Annotated in this window: 15 protein-coding genes; 12 read left to right on the top strand and 3 right to left on the bottom strand. The window is 53.7% G+C overall.

What is annotated here, in order from left to right; translation table 11 throughout:
* Position 1: 1 nt before the first annotated feature.
* The 12 genes from murD (at position 2) to mutT (ending at position 14,390) form a co-directional block, all read left to right on the top strand.
* A complete protein-coding gene (murD, locus tag VH187_RS02735) occupies positions 2 to 1,318 on the top strand; it encodes a UDP-N-acetylmuramoyl-L-alanine--D-glutamate ligase (RefSeq protein WP_329699991.1) in 1,317 nt (438 codons plus the stop codon).
* Positions 1,318 to 2,562: a cell division protein FtsW gene (ftsW, locus tag VH187_RS02730; RefSeq protein WP_329699946.1), complete on the top strand. Its 1,245-nt coding sequence runs from the start codon at positions 1,318 to 1,320 to the stop codon at positions 2,560 to 2,562. The genes murD and ftsW overlap by 1 nt, the downstream gene beginning before the upstream one ends.
* Positions 2,559 to 3,626, top strand: a complete 1,068-nt coding sequence (murG, locus tag VH187_RS02725; protein ID WP_329699945.1) for an undecaprenyldiphospho-muramoylpentapeptide beta-N-acetylglucosaminyltransferase — start codon at positions 2,559 to 2,561, stop codon at positions 3,624 to 3,626. The genes ftsW and murG overlap by 4 nt, the downstream gene beginning before the upstream one ends.
* Positions 3,627 to 3,683: 57 nt before the next feature.
* Positions 3,684 to 5,159 (top strand): UDP-N-acetylmuramate--L-alanine ligase, encoded by a 1,476-nt coding sequence (murC, locus tag VH187_RS02720; RefSeq protein WP_329699944.1) that lies wholly within the window; start codon positions 3,684 to 3,686, stop codon positions 5,157 to 5,159.
* The gene (locus VH187_RS02715; RefSeq protein WP_329699943.1) at positions 5,152 to 6,072 is read left to right on the top strand and encodes a D-alanine--D-alanine ligase; all 921 of its coding nucleotides are present in this window, start codon (positions 5,152 to 5,154) and stop codon (positions 6,070 to 6,072) included. The genes murC and VH187_RS02715 overlap by 8 nt, the downstream gene beginning before the upstream one ends.
* 1 nt (position 6,073) lies before the next feature.
* Positions 6,074 to 6,913: a cell division protein FtsQ gene (gene ftsQ, locus VH187_RS02710; protein ID WP_329699942.1), complete on the top strand. Its 840-nt coding sequence runs from the start codon at positions 6,074 to 6,076 to the stop codon at positions 6,911 to 6,913.
* On the top strand, positions 6,910 to 8,166 hold the full coding sequence (gene ftsA, locus VH187_RS02705; protein WP_329699941.1) for a cell division protein FtsA: 1,257 nt from the start codon (positions 6,910 to 6,912) through the stop codon (positions 8,164 to 8,166). Before ftsQ ends, ftsA begins: the two co-directional genes overlap by 4 nt.
* Positions 8,167 to 8,228: 62 nt before the next feature.
* Positions 8,229 to 9,380: a cell division protein FtsZ gene (ftsZ, locus tag VH187_RS02700; protein ID WP_329699940.1), complete on the top strand. Its 1,152-nt coding sequence runs from the start codon at positions 8,229 to 8,231 to the stop codon at positions 9,378 to 9,380.
* A gap of 100 nt (positions 9,381 to 9,480) precedes the next feature.
* Positions 9,481 to 10,398 carry a UDP-3-O-acyl-N-acetylglucosamine deacetylase gene (lpxC, locus tag VH187_RS02695; protein WP_329699939.1) on the top strand — a complete coding sequence of 306 codons (918 nt, stop codon included), beginning with the start codon at positions 9,481 to 9,483 and terminating at the stop codon, positions 10,396 to 10,398.
* Between the two features lie 264 nt (positions 10,399 to 10,662).
* A complete protein-coding gene (gene secM, locus VH187_RS02690; RefSeq protein ID WP_329699938.1) occupies positions 10,663 to 11,163 on the top strand; it encodes a secA translation cis-regulator SecM in 501 nt (166 codons plus the stop codon).
* A gap of 61 nt (positions 11,164 to 11,224) precedes the next feature.
* Positions 11,225 to 13,927, top strand: a complete 2,703-nt coding sequence (secA, locus tag VH187_RS02685; RefSeq protein ID WP_329699937.1) for a preprotein translocase subunit SecA — start codon at positions 11,225 to 11,227, stop codon at positions 13,925 to 13,927.
* 70 nt (positions 13,928 to 13,997) lie between these two features.
* On the top strand, positions 13,998 to 14,390 hold the full coding sequence (gene mutT / locus VH187_RS02680) for an 8-oxo-dGTP diphosphatase MutT (RefSeq protein WP_329699936.1): 393 nt from the start codon (positions 13,998 to 14,000) through the stop codon (positions 14,388 to 14,390).
* On the opposite strand, the gene yacG is transcribed toward mutT, so the two are convergent.
* Genes yacG through coaE form a run of 3 tightly spaced genes read right to left on the bottom strand, consistent with a single transcriptional unit; the run spans position 14,387 to position 15,954 of the window.
* Positions 14,387 to 14,581 (bottom strand): DNA gyrase inhibitor YacG, encoded by a 195-nt coding sequence (yacG, locus tag VH187_RS02675; RefSeq protein ID WP_329699935.1) that lies wholly within the window; start codon positions 14,579 to 14,581, stop codon positions 14,387 to 14,389. The genes mutT and yacG overlap by 4 nt on opposite strands.
* A 9-nt stretch (positions 14,582 to 14,590) precedes the next feature.
* The gene (gene zapD / locus VH187_RS02670) at positions 14,591 to 15,334 is read right to left on the bottom strand and encodes a cell division protein ZapD (protein ID WP_329699934.1); all 744 of its coding nucleotides are present in this window, start codon (positions 15,332 to 15,334) and stop codon (positions 14,591 to 14,593) included.
* Positions 15,334 to 15,954, bottom strand: a complete 621-nt coding sequence (gene coaE, locus VH187_RS02665; protein ID WP_329699933.1) for a dephospho-CoA kinase — start codon at positions 15,952 to 15,954, stop codon at positions 15,334 to 15,336. The genes zapD and coaE overlap by 1 nt, the downstream gene beginning before the upstream one ends.
* Between the last annotated feature and the right edge of the window lie 46 nt (positions 15,955 to 16,000).

Below are 16,000 nucleotides of genomic sequence, written 5' to 3'. Positions count from 1 at the left end.
GATGGCTGATTACCAGGATAAAAACGTTGTCATCATCGGTCTGGGAATGACCGGGCTTTCCTGCGTGGATTTTTTCCTCGCGCAGGGTGTGACGCCTCGGGTGATGGATACCCGCGCAACGCCTCCGGGGCTGGATAAGCTGCCGGAAGAAGTGGAACGTTTTGTCGGTGGTCTGAATGATGACTGGCTGTTAGCGGCAGATTTAATTGTCGCCAGTCCTGGTATGGCGCTGGCTCACCCTTCATTAAGCGCCGCTGCGGATGCAGGCGTGGAAATTGTCGGCGATATCGAACTGTTCTGCCGTGAAGCGCAGGCACCGATCATTGCGATTACCGGTTCGAACGGCAAAAGCACGGTGACGACGCTGGTTGGCGAAATGGCGAAAGCCGCAGGCGTGAACGTGGGCGTGGGCGGCAATATTGGCCTGCCAGCACTGATGCTGTTGGATGTGTCACGCGAGTTGTATGTACTTGAACTCTCCAGTTTCCAACTGGAAACGACCACCAGCCTTGAAGCGGTTGCGGCGACGATCCTCAACGTGACTGAAGATCATATGGATCGCTATCCGTTTGGTCTGCAGCAGTATCGCGCCGCCAAACTGCGTGTATATGAAAATGCAAAAACCTGTGTGGTGAACGCTGATGATGCGCTGACCATGCCGGTTCGTGGCGCTGATGAGCGCTGCGTCAGCTTTGGCGTCAACATGGGTGACTATCACCTGAATCGCCAGCAAGGTGAAACCTGGTTGCGCGTGAAGGGCGAGAAAGTCCTCAACGTGCGCGAAATGAAACTCACCGGCCAGCACAACTATAGCAATGCGCTGGCGGCGCTAGCTCTGGCTGACGCAGCCGGGTTACCACGGGCCAGCAGTCTGAAAGCGCTGACCACCTTTACCGGTCTGGCGCACCGTTTCCAGTTGGCGCTGGAACATAATGGCGTGCGTTGGATCAACGACTCGAAAGCGACCAACGTCGGCAGTACCGAAGCGGCGCTGAATGGCTTACACGTTGATGGCACGTTGCATTTACTGCTGGGTGGCGACGGGAAATCTGCGGATTTCACGCCGCTCAAAACCTGGCTGAAAGGCGATAACGTTCGCCTGTGGTGCTTTGGCCGTGACGGCGATGCGCTGGCGAGTCTTCGCCCTGATGTGGCCGTTCGCACCGAAACGATGGAAGAAGCGATGCGCCAGATTGCGCCGCAGTTGCAACAAGGCGATATGGTGCTGCTTTCACCGGCTTGTGCCAGCCTCGATCAGTTTAAGAATTTTGAACAGCGCGGGGATCTCTTTACCCGCCTGGCGAAGGAGCTTGGCTAATGCGTTTCTCTCTCCCTAGCCTGAGAATGCCTCGCATGCCGGGATCTGGCGTTTTTGTCTGGCTGTTTACGGCGTTAAAGGGCTGGGTGATGGGCTCCCGGCAGAAAGATACCGACAGCCTGGTCATGTACGATCGCATGCTGTTATGGCTGACACTCGGCCTAGCAGCGGTAGGTTTTATCATGGTGACGTCGGCATCAATGCCGGTTGGTCAGCGTCTGGCAAACGATCCGTTTCTGTTCGCCAAGCGTGATGGTTTGTACATCGTGCTGGCTTTCTGTCTGGGTTTGGTCACGCTGCGTTTGCCGATGGCATTCTGGCAGCGGCACAGCACTGCGATGTTGATTACCGCAATCGCCATGCTGCTGATTGTACTGGTTGTGGGGAGTTCGGTTAACGGTGCATCACGCTGGATTGCTTTTGGTCCGCTGCGTATTCAGCCTGCTGAATTTACCAAGCTGTCGCTGTTTTGCTATATCGCTAACTATCTGGTGCGTAAAGGGGACGAGGTTCGAAATAACCTGCGCGGCTTCCTAAAACCGATGGGCGTGATTTTTGTGCTGGCGATTCTTTTACTGGCGCAGCCTGACCTCGGTACGGTGGTGGTGCTGTTCGTGACCACGCTGGCGATGTTGTTCCTCGCGGGTGCGAAGCTGTGGCAATTTATCGCCATTATCGGCATGGGGATCTCAGCGGTGGTTCTGCTGATCCTCGCAGAACCTTACCGTATCCGCCGTGTGACCTCTTTCTGGAACCCGTGGGAAGATCCATTCGGCAGCGGCTATCAGTTGACACAGTCCCTGATGGCCTTCGGTCGCGGTGAAATGTGGGGGCAGGGCCTCGGTAACTCGGTGCAGAAACTGGAGTATTTACCGGAGGCACACACCGACTTCATCTTCGCCATCATCGGTGAGGAGTTGGGGTATATCGGTGTGGTACTGGCGCTTTTAATGGTATTCTTCGTCGCTTTCCGCGCCATGTCTATTGGCCGAAAAGCACTGGAGCTGGACCAGCGTTTCTCCGGTTTTCTGGCCTGTTCGATTGGTGTGTGGTTCAGTTTCCAGGCGCTGGTTAACGTTGGTGCGGCGGCGGGTATGCTGCCGACCAAAGGCCTGACACTGCCGCTTATCAGTTATGGTGGTTCCAGTCTGCTTATTATGTCGACGGCCATTATGTTCTTGTTACGAATTGATTATGAAACGCGTCTGGAAAAAGCGCAGGCGTTTACTCGAGGTGTTCGATGAGCGGTCAGGCTAAGCGGTTGATGGTGATGGCAGGTGGAACCGGCGGGCATGTATTCCCGGGGCTGGCTGTGGCTCACCATCTGATGGAACAGGGCTGGCAGGTTCGCTGGCTCGGTACCGCCGATCGAATGGAAGCAGACTTAGTACCGAAGCACGGCATCGACATCGATTTCATTCAGATTTCAGGTCTGCGTGGAAAAGGCCTCAAGGCAATGCTATTTGCGCCGATACGTATCTTCACCGCCTGGCGTCAGGCACGCGCAATTATGCAGCGTTTTCAGCCAGATGTGGTGCTGGGCATGGGCGGTTATGTGTCTGGCCCTGGTGGTCTGGCTGCCTGGTCGCTGGGTATTCCTGTGGTGCTGCATGAGCAGAACGGAATTGCCGGGCTGACCAACAAATGGCTGGCAAAAATCGCGACGACCGTCATGCAGGCATTTCCTGGCGCCTTCCCGAAAGCAGAAGTTGTGGGAAACCCGGTGCGTACCGATGTGCTGGCGCTGCCTTTGCCGGAACAGCGCCTCAGCGGGCGTGAAGGCGAAATTCGCGTGTTGGTTGTCGGTGGCTCTCAGGGCGCACGCGTTCTTAACCTCACGTTGCCGCAGGTTGCGGCGCAACTGGGCGAACGCGTAACTATCTGGCACCAGAGTGGCAAGGGTGCGCAGCAGACCGTGGAGCAGGCTTATGCTGAGGCCGGTCAGCCGCAGCACAAGGTCACCGAATTTATCGACGATATGGCTGCCGCCTATGCCTGGGCCGACGTGGTGGTTTGTCGTTCTGGCGCATTGACGGTGAGCGAAATCGCCGCCGCCGGTTTGCCCGCGATTTTCGTGCCGTTCCAGCATAAAGACCGACAGCAGTACTGGAATGCGTTGCCGTTGGAGAAAGCCGGCGCTGCGAAGATTTTTGAGCAACCGCAATTTACCGCGGATGCCGTTGCCAGCACCCTTGAAGGCTGGGACAGAAAGACATTGCTGGACATGGCTGAGCGCGCACGAGCCGCCGCTATTCCAGATGCGACCGAGCGGGTCGCTAAAGCAGTAAGCCTGGCAGCCCAGGCTTAATCATCGCAGCGCCTTTTGCGCTGCACGAATTTTTAAGTAGTCGATGGCGTTGAGAGAATGAATACACAACAACTGGCAAAACTGCGTTCCATAGTGCCCGAGATGCGTCGCGTCCGGCACATTCACTTTGTTGGCATCGGTGGTGCTGGCATGGGCGGTATTGCCGAAGTGTTGGCTAACGAAGGATATCAGATTAGCGGTTCGGATCTTGCGCCGAACCCGGTGACTCAGCAGCTGACGGCGCTGGGTGCCACGATCTATTTCAACCATCGCCCTGAAAATGTGCGCGATGCAAGCGTCGTGGTTGTGTCGAGTGCAATTTCTGCGGATAACCCGGAAATTGTTGCGGCCCACGAAGCGCGTATTCCGGTTATTCGTCGCGCCGAAATGCTGGCTGAGCTGATGCGTTTTCGCCATGGTATCGCTGTCGCTGGTACGCACGGTAAAACGACGACCACTGCGATGGTGTCGAGCATTTATGCCGAAGCGGGCCTGGATCCGACTTTCGTCAACGGCGGTCTGGTGAAAGCGGCTGGCGTACACGCACGTTTAGGCCATAGCCGTTATCTGATTGCGGAAGCCGATGAGAGTGATGCGTCATTCCTGCATTTGCAGCCGATGGTGGCGATTGTCACCAATATCGAAGCCGACCACATGGATACCTACCAGGGCGACTTTGAAAATTTAAAGCAGACGTTCATTAATTTCCTGCACAACTTGCCGTTTTATGGCCGTGCGGTGATGTGTGTTGACGATCCGGTTATTCGTGAGCTGTTGCCACGTGTGGGTCGTCAAATCACCACTTACGGATTCAGCGAAGACGCTGACGTGCGTGTTGAAGACTATAAACAAATTGGCGCTCAGGGCCACTTTACGCTGATTCGTCAGGATAAAGCGCCGCTGAACGTCACGCTGAACGCACCGGGTCGCCATAACGCGCTGAATGCAGCGGCATCGGTGGCGGTGGCGACTGAAGAAGGCATCGAAGACGAAGCCATTCAACGTGCGCTGGAAAGTTTCCAGGGAACAGGTCGTCGCTTTGATTTCCTTGGTGAATATCCACTGGAAGGCGTTAACGGTAAAAGTGGTACAGCGATGCTGGTGGATGACTACGGTCACCATCCGACCGAAGTGGACGCCACCATTAAAGCTGCACGTGCGGGCTGGCCGGACAAAAATCTGGTCATGCTGTTCCAGCCACACCGTTATACCCGTACGCGTGACCTGTACGACGATTTTGCTAACGTGCTGACGGAAGTCGATGCGCTGCTGATGCTGGAAGTCTATTCAGCGGGCGAAGCAGCGATTCCGGGTGCGGATAGCCGCTCGCTGTGCCGTACCATTCGTGGTCGCGGTAAAGTAGACCCTATTTTGGTGTCAGATCCGGCGAAAGTCGCTGAAATGCTGGCGCCTGTATTGACCGGCAATGACCTGATTTTGATTCAGGGTGCGGGAAATATCGGCAAAATCGCGCGTAACTTAGCTGAAATCAAACTCAAGCCGCAAACTCAGGAGGAAGAACGTCATGGCTGATAGAATCGCTGTCCTCCTTGGAGGCACGTCCGCTGAGCGTGACGTTTCGCTGAATTCGGGTGCGGCTGTATTGGCGGGTTTACGTGAGGCAGGCATTGACGCCCACGGCATCGATCCGCGTGATACCGATGTGACTCAGCTGAAAAAAGACGGTTTTAAGAAAGCGTTTATTGCGCTGCATGGTCGGGGTGGGGAAGATGGGACGCTTCAGGGTTTACTGGACCTGATTGGCTTGCCTTACACCGGAAGCGGCGTGATGGCATCCGCGCTTTCAATGGACAAACTGCGCAGCAAACTGCTGTGGCAGGGCGCGGGCTTGCCTGTTGCGCCATGGGTTGCGCTAACGCGTACTCAGTTCGCACAAGGCCTGTCTCAGGACGTGCAACAGCGCATTTCTGCGCTCGGTTTACCGCTAATCGTGAAGCCGAGTCGTGAAGGCTCAAGCGTTGGGATGTCCAAAGTTGACGAAAGTGCTGCACTTCATGAGGCGCTAACGCTGGCTTTTCAGCACGATGAAGAAGTTCTCATCGAAAAATGGTTAAGCGGGCCGGAATTTACGGTAGGCGTACTCGGTGAAGAAATTTTACCGTCGGTTCGCATCCAACCCGCTGGAGTCTTCTATGATTATGAGGCGAAGTATCTCTCTGACGAGACGCAGTATTTCTGCCCTGGTTGTGAAGATCCGGCGCATGAAGACGAAATGAAGGCCCTGGTACTGAAAGCATGGAACATTCTCGGCTGTTCAGGCTGGGGGCGAATTGATGTTATGCAGGATAGCGATGGTCAGTTATATCTGCTGGAGGCGAATACGTCCCCAGGGATGACCAGTCACAGCCTGGTGCCGATGGCGGCACGTCAGGCAGGCATGAGCTTCTCGCAATTGGTGGTACGTATTTTGGACCTGGCGGGTTGATATGTCGCAGGCAGCACTGAACACACGGAATCGTGAAGAAGAAGAGGATGATATCGCTTCTTCACGCAGAAATAATGGAACGCGTCTTGCAGGGATTGTGTTCCTGCTCGCGGTATTATGCACCGTGTTGATGAGCGGCTGGATGGTGCTGAGCTGGATGGAAGACGCTTCGCGCCTGCCTTTATCCAAGCTGGTTGTCACCGGGGAAAGGCACTACACGCGTAATGATGATATTCGCCAGGCGATACTGGCGCTCGGTCCGCCGGGCACGTTCATGACTCAGGACGTGAATATCATTCAAAGCCAGATTGAGCGTCTGCCCTGGATTAAGCAGGCAAGCGTTCGTAAGCAGTGGCCGGACGAATTGAAGATTCATCTGGTTGAATATGTGCCGATTGCACGGTGGAATGATCAGCATATGGTCGACAATGAGGGTAACGCATTTAGCATACCCGCAGATCGTACCAGTAAGCAGAATCTGCCTATGTTGTATGGCCCGGAAGGCAGCGAGAACGAAGTGTTGCAGAGTTATCGCGACATGGGACAGATGCTGGCGAAAGAGAAGTTTACGTTGAAAGTCGCGGCGATGACCGCACGTCGGTCCTGGCAGCTGACGTTGAATAACGACATTAAGCTGGATCTGGGACGTGGCGATACAGTGAAACGACTTGAGCGCTTTTTAGAACTTTATCCTGTTCTACAGCAGCAGGCGCAGACCGATGGCAAACGGATTAGCTACGTTGATTTGCGTTATGACTCAGGCGCGGCAGTAGGCTGGCAGCCCGCTCCCGGAGTGGATACAACTCAACAACAAAATCAGGCACAGGCAGAGCAACAATGATCAAAGCGACGGACAGAAAACTAGTAGTAGGACTGGAAATTGGTACCGCGAAGGTAGCCGCTTTGGTAGGGGAAGTTCTGCCCGACGGAATGGTGAATATCATTGGCGTGGGCAGTTGCCCATCCCGGGGTATGGATAAAGGCGGTGTGAACGACCTGGAATCCGTGGTGAAATGCGTACAGCGCGCCATCGACCAGGCGGAACTGATGGCAGATTGCCAGATTTCTTCAGTGTATCTGGCGCTTTCAGGCAAGCATATTAGCTGTCAGAATGAAATCGGGATGGTGCCGATCTCAGAAGAAGAAGTGACGCAGGAAGACGTTGAGAACGTGGTGCATACGGCTAAGTCTGTTCGCGTACGCGATGAGCACCGTGTTCTGCATGTGATCCCGCAGGAGTACGCCATTGATTACCAGGAAGGGATCAAAAACCCGGTGGGCTTGTCTGGCGTGCGTATGCAGGCAAAAGTGCACTTGATCACCTGCCACAACGATATGGCGAAGAACATTGTTAAAGCTGTGGAACGTTGTGGCCTGAAAGTTGATCAACTTATTTTCGCCGGGCTGGCGTCGAGCTACTCCGTATTGACGGAAGATGAACGTGAGCTGGGCGTCTGCGTGGTTGATGTCGGCGGTGGTACAATGGATATCGCTGTCTATACTGGCGGTGCGCTGCGTCATACCAAAGTTATTCCCTACGCAGGGAATGTGGTGACCAGCGATATCGCTTACGCTTTCGGTACGCCGCCAAGTGACGCCGAAGCGATTAAAGTTCGCCATGGCTGTGCGCTGGGCTCTGTCGTAGGAAAAGACGAAAGCGTGGAAGTCCCAAGTGTGGGCGGTCGTCCACCGCGTAGCCTGCAGCGTCAGACGCTGGCAGAGGTTATCGAGCCGCGCTATACCGAGCTGCTTAACCTGGTGAACGAAGAGATTTTGCAATTGCAGGAACAGCTGCGCCAACAGGGTGTCAAACACCACTTGGCCGCAGGAATTGTTCTGACCGGTGGTGCGGCGCAAATTGAAGGCCTGGCGGCCTGCGCCCAACGCGTGTTCCATACGCAGGTGCGCATCGGCGCGCCGCTGAACATCACCGGACTGACGGATTATGCCCAGGAGCCGTACTATTCAACGGCTGTGGGTCTGCTGCACTACGGAAAAGAGTCTCATTTGAGTGGTGAAGCAGAAGTGGAAAAACGTGTCGCAGTGAGTTCGTGGATCAAGCGAATTAATACCTGGCTGCGAAAAGAGTTTTAATTTTTTAAGAGAGCGTCGAAAATTAGCGCTCTCAGGCGACAGGCACAAAACGGAGAGAAACTATGTTTGAACCTATGGAACTGACCAACGACGCGGTGATTAAAGTCATCGGCGTCGGTGGTGGCGGTGGCAACGCCGTCGAACACATGGTGCGCGAGCGCATTGAGGGTGTTGAATTCTTCGCAGTGAACACTGACGCTCAGGCGTTACGTAAAACAGCTGTCGGCCAGACTATCCAGATTGGTAATTGTATTACCAAAGGTCTGGGTGCTGGTGCAAATCCGGAAGTGGGTCGCAACGCGGCTGACGAAGACCGTGAAGCACTGCGTGCAGCCCTGGAAGGCGCTGACATGGTGTTTATCGCTGCTGGCATGGGCGGCGGTACGGGTACGGGTGCGGCACCTGTTGTGGCTGAAGTAGCCAAAGATTTAGGTATTCTGACTGTTGCTGTCGTGACTAAGCCTTTCAACTTTGAAGGCAAGAAGCGTATGGCGTTTGCGGAGCAGGGTATCTCCGAGCTGTCCAAGCATGTGGACTCGCTTATCACCATTCCTAACGACAAGCTGCTGAAAGTGCTGGGTCGTGGCATTTCCCTGCTGGACGCCTTTGGCGCGGCGAACGATGTGCTGAAAGGCGCCGTTCAGGGTATCGCTGAACTGATCACCCGTCCGGGTCTGATGAACGTCGACTTTGCAGACGTGCGCACCGTGATGTCCGAAATGGGCTACGCGATGATGGGCTCTGGCCTGGCAAGCGGTGAAGATCGTGCAGAAGAAGCGGCTGAAATGGCTATCTCTTCTCCACTGTTGGAAGATATCGACCTGTCTGGTGCGCGCGGCGTGCTGGTTAACATCACCGCTGGCTTCGACCTGCGTCTGGATGAGTTCGAAACCGTCGGTAACACCATCCGTGCATTTGCATCGGATAACGCGACCGTGGTTATCGGTACTTCCCTGGATCCAGACATGAACGACGAGCTGCGTGTGACTGTTGTTGCTACTGGTATTGGTATGGACAAACGTCCAGAGATTACCCTGGTGACCAACAAGCAACAGCAGCAGCCAGTGATGGATCGCTACCAGCAGCACGGCATGTCGCCGTTGACGCAGGAGCAGAAACCGGCCGCTAAAGTGGTTAACGACAATACGCCGCAGACCACCAAAGAACCGGATTATTTGGATATCCCAGCATTCCTGCGTAAGCAAGCTGATTAAGAATTAGCTGGAATTTGGGCATCTGCGCTCTTTGTGCTAAACTGGCCTGCCGAATGTATAGTACACTTCGGTTGGATAAGTAATTTGGCGAGATTATACGATGATCAAACAAAGGACTCTTAAACGTATCGTTCAGGCGACTGGCGTCGGTTTGCATACCGGCAAGAAGGTCACACTGACGTTGCGCCCTGCGCCGGCAAATACCGGGGTCATCTATCGTCGCACCGACTTGAATCCACCGGTTGATTTTCCGGCAGATGCCAAATCTGTGCGTGATACAATGCTCTGTACTTGCCTTGTCAACGAGCATGACGTGCGGATTTCAACGGTTGAGCACTTAAACGCCGCCCTGGCCGGGCTGGGTATCGACAACATCATGATTGAAGTCGATGCGCCAGAAATCCCGATCATGGATGGTAGCGCTGCCCCGTTCGTTTATCTGCTGCTCGACGCAGGGATTGATGAACTGAACTGTGCGAAGAAATTTGTACGCATTAAAGAAACAGTTCGCGTTGAAGACGGCGACAAATGGGCTGAATTCAAGCCGTACAATGGTTTTACGTTGGATTTCACCATCGACTTTAACCATCCGGCGATTGACGGCAGCAACCAGCGTTACGCTATGAACTTCTCTGCGGATGCATTCATGCGTCAGATTAGTCGTGCACGTACTTTCGGTTTCATGCGTGATATCGAATATCTGCAGTCCCGTGGCCTGTGCCTGGGCGGCAGCTTCGATTGTGCCATCGTTGTTGACGATTATCGCGTATTGAACGAAGACGGTTTGCGCTTCGAAGATGAATTTGTACGCCACAAAATGCTGGATGCTATCGGTGACCTCTTCATGTGTGGTCATAATATCATCGGTGCGTTTACCGCGTATAAATCAGGGCACGCCCTGAATAATAAGCTGCTGCAAGCAGTCCTGGCTAAACAGGAAGCTTGGGAGTTCGCAACCTTCGAAGACGAAGCTGAATTGCCACTGGCGTTCAAAGCACCGTCAACGGTTCTGGCTTAAGCCTTACCGTTCTGTAAATTTCGACTGGTAACCTGGTACTCTCTCCGTCCAGGGAGCCAGTCGTTTTTTCTTTTTAGCCTCTGATAACTCTCCCTTTAGTCACTTCTTGTCATTTCGCGGCCTCAAACCCGTGCGAACGCTGTTTTCTTAAACACTTTTCCTCTCGGTTTACCGTCATTCCTGCTGCTGGCGCGAGCCATTAATGGTACTATCCTGATGTATAAACATTTTGACGGGTTGCCTGGCAATCAAGGTGAAAGGTAAGTGAGCGGAATACTGACGCGTTGGCGACAGTTTGGTAGACGATACTTCTGGCCGCATCTCCTGTTGGGGATGGTCGCGGCAGGGTTCGGCTTGCCTGCGATTGCTAATGCCGCAGAATCTGCACCCACCAAAACCGCCAGCAGCCACACTGCCGCGACGAAGGTCAACTTCACGCATTTGGCTCTGCTGGAGAGCAATCGTCGTCCAACGTTTACCGTCGATTACTGGCATCAACACGCCATTCGCACGGTCATCCGTCATCTTTCCTTCGCGATGGCGCCACAGGCGTTGCCCGCGGCGGAAGCCTCTGCTCCACTCGAAGTTCATCACCTGGCCCTGCTGGATACGCTCAGCGCTCTGCTGATGCGCGAAAGCCAGCCGCCGGTCATTGTTCGGTCAGTCGCCAGGCAAACTGAATTCCCTTCATATCACGCTTTTTCTGTCAGTGCCTGGGTAAGCCAGGTGCACGGCATTCGTGCCGGACCTCAACGCCTTAGCTGAATAAAAAAAACTTCATCTAATAACTAAGACTCCGCATCGCGGGGCGATTGAGATTCTAACTATGCTTAATTTACTCACCAAAGTTTTCGGTAGCCGTAATGACCGTACACTGCGTCGTATGCGCAAAACCGTAGTACAAATCAATGCCATGGAACCTGAGCTGGAAAAGCTCTCCGATGACGAACTGAAAGCCAAAACCGAAGAATTCCGTGCGCGTCTGGAGAAAGGCGCGACAGTAGAAAGTCTGATTCCTGAAGCGTTTGCGGTTGTACGCGAAGCAAGTAAACGTGTCTTCAACATGCGTCACTTCGACGTACAGCTGCTCGGCGGTATGGTGCTGAACGATCGTTGCATCGCGGAAATGCGTACTGGTGAAGGTAAAACCCTGACCGCAACGCTGCCTGCCTATGTCAACGCCCTGTCCGGTAAAGGCGTTCACGTGGTCACCGTCAACGACTATCTGGCACAGCGTGATGCTGAAAATAACCGCCCACTGTTCGAATTCCTCGGTATGAGCGTGGCAGTGAATATGTCTGGTATGCCTGCTCCCGCTAAGCGCGAAGCGTATGCCGCCGACATCACCTACGGCACCAACAACGAATACGGTTTTGACTACCTGCGCGATAATATGGCTTTCAGCCCGGAAGAACGCGTGCAGCGTAAACTTCACTATGCGTTGGTGGATGAGGTGGATTCAATCCTCATCGATGAAGCGCGTACCCCGCTTATCATCTCTGGTCCGGCTGAAGACAGCTCCGAGATGTATAAGCAGGTGAACAAAATTATCCCGCATCTGATCCGTCAGGAAAAAGAAGACTCCGACACCTTCCAGGGTGAAGGTCACTTCTCTGTAGACGAAAAAGCGCGCCAGGTGAACATCACCGAACGCGGTCTGGTACTGGTTGAAGAACTGCTGGTGCGCGAAGGCATCATGGAAGAAGGCGAGTCCTTGTACTCCCCAACCAACATCATGCTGATGCATCACGTGACTGCCGCGTTGCGCGCGCACGTGCTGTTCACTCGCGACGTTGATTACATCGTAAAAGATGGCGAAGTCATCATCGTCGATGAGCACACTGGCCGTACCATGCAAGGCCGTCGCTGGTCTGATGGTCTGCACCAGGCTGTTGAAGCCAAAGAAGGTGTGGATATTCAGAACGAAAACCAGACGCTGGCTTCCATCACCTTCCAGAACTACTTCCGTCTGTATGAAAAACTGGCGGGTATGACGGGTACTGCGGATACCGAAGCGTTTGAGTTTAGCTCCATCTATAAACTTGATACCGTAGTCGTGCCAACTAACCGTCCGATGATCCGTAAAGATATGCCGGATCTGGTCTATATGACCGAAGCCGAAAAAATTCAGGCGATCATCGAAGACATCAGAGAGCGTACTGCCCAGGGCCAACCGGTACTGGTGGGCACCATCTCTATCGAGAAATCCGAAGTGGTTTCTCATGAACTGACTAAAGCAGGCATTAAGCACAACGTTCTGAACGCCAAGTTCCACGCCAGCGAAGCAGACATTGTTGCTCAGGCGGGTTATCCGTCTACCGTCACCATCGCCACCAACATGGCGGGTCGTGGTACGGACATCATGCTCGGTGGTAGCTGGCAGTCAGAAGTTGCACAGCTGGAAGCGCCGACCGAAGAGCAAATTGCTCACATCAAAGCCGACTGGCAGGTTCGTCACGATGCCGTTCTGGCAGCCGGTGGCCTGCATATCGTGGGTACTGAGCGTCACGAATCTCGTCGTATTGATAACCAGTTGCGTGGCCGTTCAGGTCGTCAGGGTGATGCCGGTTCTTCCCGCTTCTACCTGTCGATGGAAGATGCGTTGATGCGTATTTTCGCCTCGGATCGTGTCTCTGGCATGATGCGTAAACTGGGTATGAAACCAGGCGAAGCGATTGAGCATCCATGGGTCACCAAAGCGATTGCTAACGCTCAGCGTAAAGTTGAAAGCCGTAACTTTGATATTCGTAAGCAACTGCTGGAATATGATGATGTGGCTAACGATCAGCGCCGTGCGATTTACTCCCAGCGTAACGAGCTGCTCGACGTATCCGATGTAAGCGAAACCATCGCCAGCATTCGTGAAGACGTGTTTAAAGCGACCATTGATGCACACATTCCTCCGCAGTCGCTGGAAGAAATGTGGGATATCGAAGGCCTGCAAGAACGCCTGAAAAACGATTTTGATCTTGATTTGCCGATTGCTGAATGGCTTGATAAAGAGCCAGAGTTGCACGAAGAAACGCTGCGCGAGCGCATTCTGACAAGCGGCATCGAAGTTTATCAGCGCAAAGAAGAAGTGGTTGGCGTTGAGATGATGCGTCACTTCGAGAAAGGCGTCATGCTCCAGACCCTCGACTCCCTGTGGAAAGAGCATCTGGCAGCGATGGACTACCTGCGTCAGGGCATCCATCTGCGTGGCTATGCGCAGAAAGATCCTAAGCAAGAGTACAAGCGCGAATCGTTCTCTATGTTCGCCGCGATGCTGGAGTCACTGAAATATGAAGTGATCAGCACGCTGTGCAAAGTCCAGGTGCGTATGCCGGAAGAAGTTGAAGCGATGGAAGAACAACGTCGTGAAGAAGCTGAACGTCTGGCGCAGATGCAGCAGCTCAGCCATGCCTCTGATGACACGGCAGCGGCAGAATCGCTGGCGGCAGAAACCGGCGATCGCAAAGTGGGTCGTAATGATCCATGCCCTTGCGGTTCAGGTAAAAAATATAAGCAGTGCCACGGTCGTATCAGCTAAGCTCAGCTGAATACCAATATCTGCGAAACTAAGGCGCTGGTGACAGCGCCTTTTTTATGGAATGAAGACAATGAAAAAACTGCAAATTTCTACCGGGATCCTGCGCAATGCTGCGGGAGAAATTTTTATTACCCAGCGTGCTGCGGATGCGCACATGGCTAATATGTGGGAATTCCCTGGCGGAAAAATAGAAGAAGGCGAAAGCCCTGAATTAGCGCTGGCGCGAGAATTGTACGAAGAAGTGGGGATTTTGCCGGAGTCGGCGATGCTGTTTGATAAGCTGGAATACCAGTTTCCGGATCGTCACATCACGCTGTGGTTCTGGCTGGTGGACAGCTGGCAGGGCGAACCCTGGGGTAAAGAGGGGCAGCCGGGGCGCTGGGTTGCACAGAAAGATTTGTTGGCAGAAGAGTTTCCTCCTGCCAACGAACCGGTTATCGCCAAACTGATTGCTGAGGCTTAAAGCTGTTCCTCGCTCCAGTCGTCACTCTCAGAGAGGTCACCGGAGCTGGGAATGCGCTTCTCTTCATCAGCCCATTCACCTAAATCAATGAGCTGGCAGCGCTTGCAACAGAAGGGGCGAAACGGACTCTTTTCGTCCCAGATAATGCTTTTGCCACAGGTCGGGCAATTGACGGTAATAGTGTCACTCATAGTGTCTCCTTAACAACAGGCCAGTTCGAAATCCAGGCGTTCTGGCACGAGGCCATTTTCGCTGTCCAGTGGCAGGAAGCGAATGGCAAAACGGCTCTTGTGGCCGGAGATTTGGGGATAAAGCTGCTCGTTAAGTTCAAGCTGCAAGCGTAAAAGATCAGCGTCTTCACCGTTATCCTGGAAGAAGCCATTAAGGCTGGTCTGCTTACGGAACGGCGCAGAGTTGCGGATTAGATCGAGGAGCAGGGTCAGTGCCTGAATGACAGGCTCAAGGCTTTCCAGCCAATAGGTGACCTGCGTATCGCGCTGTGTTTGCGGAGCATGCAGCCACATATGCAGCGAGGGCAGATCGAAGCTACAGCAACCGCCCGGAATGCTCAGACGTTGGCGGACAAGGCCAACCAATTTGTCTTCACGCAAGAGTTGGCCCACGCGCGGGGCGGTCATAAGAATGCTGCTACTGTTTTTTAGCTGAAGGCGAAGGGCTTCAATACGGCTTTTATCAACGCCGGGCACTTCATCCCACTGTTTCAGCTTACGTTGCTGGCGTTCCAGCTCTTTCAGTAAATCTGTGCGAACTTCACCCCGTTCGAACACATCCAGTAAGTCCCCGATATTTCTAAAAAAATGCAAGGCGCTGGCATGATCCCTGACCGGCAGGTTGCAATTCAGCTGCTGAACCAGAAACTCAATGCGAAGCCAGGTACGCATCTTCTCATTCAGGGGATGTTCAAAAAGGACGTGGGTGTGCATTACAATTTTTCCTGTGAATCGGCCTGATGCGCCAGCTTCAGATAGCGGGCGTGCAGGCGGGCTACATCCAATGCAATGGCATCGGGTGCGCCGTTGTTATCAATGATGTCATCCGCCACGGCAAGACGCTGTTCGCGTGATACCTGGGCGGCAAGGATCTGTCTTGCATGTTCTTCTGACACATTATCTCTGTGCATCGTGCGCTTGAGCTGCGTTTCCTCAGAAACATCCACCACTAACACCCGATTTGCTTTCTGCCAGAGTTGATTCTCTACCAACAGCGGAACAACCCACAGGACATAAGGCGATGTAGCCTGTTGCATTTGACGCTGTGTTTCCTGCTGGATCAATGGGTGGAGAAGGGCATTGAGCCATGATTTTTCAGCCGCGTGCGTGAAAATGCGCTCTCGCAATTGACGGCGGTTCAAACCACCGTCAGGGAGGCACATGCCTGTGCCAAAGCGGTCGACAATAGCCTGCAATGCTGGCGTGCCGGGTTCCACAACCTGACGGGCGATAATATCGGCATCAATCACGTTAATTCCCAGGTCAGCAAAAGCCTGTGCGACGGTGCTTTTTCCGCTACCGATGCCACCTGTTAACGCCACTGTATACCCCATGACACCCTATCCTTTGAAGAATAACCGCTATAAATCAATTGGTTAT

Source organism: Scandinavium sp., from assembly GCF_036271055.1.
GTDB lineage: Bacteria > Pseudomonadota > Gammaproteobacteria > Enterobacterales > Enterobacteriaceae > Scandinavium.
The sequence above is the reverse complement of the archived record's forward strand: the minus strand, read 5'-3'. Positions and strand labels throughout refer to the sequence as shown.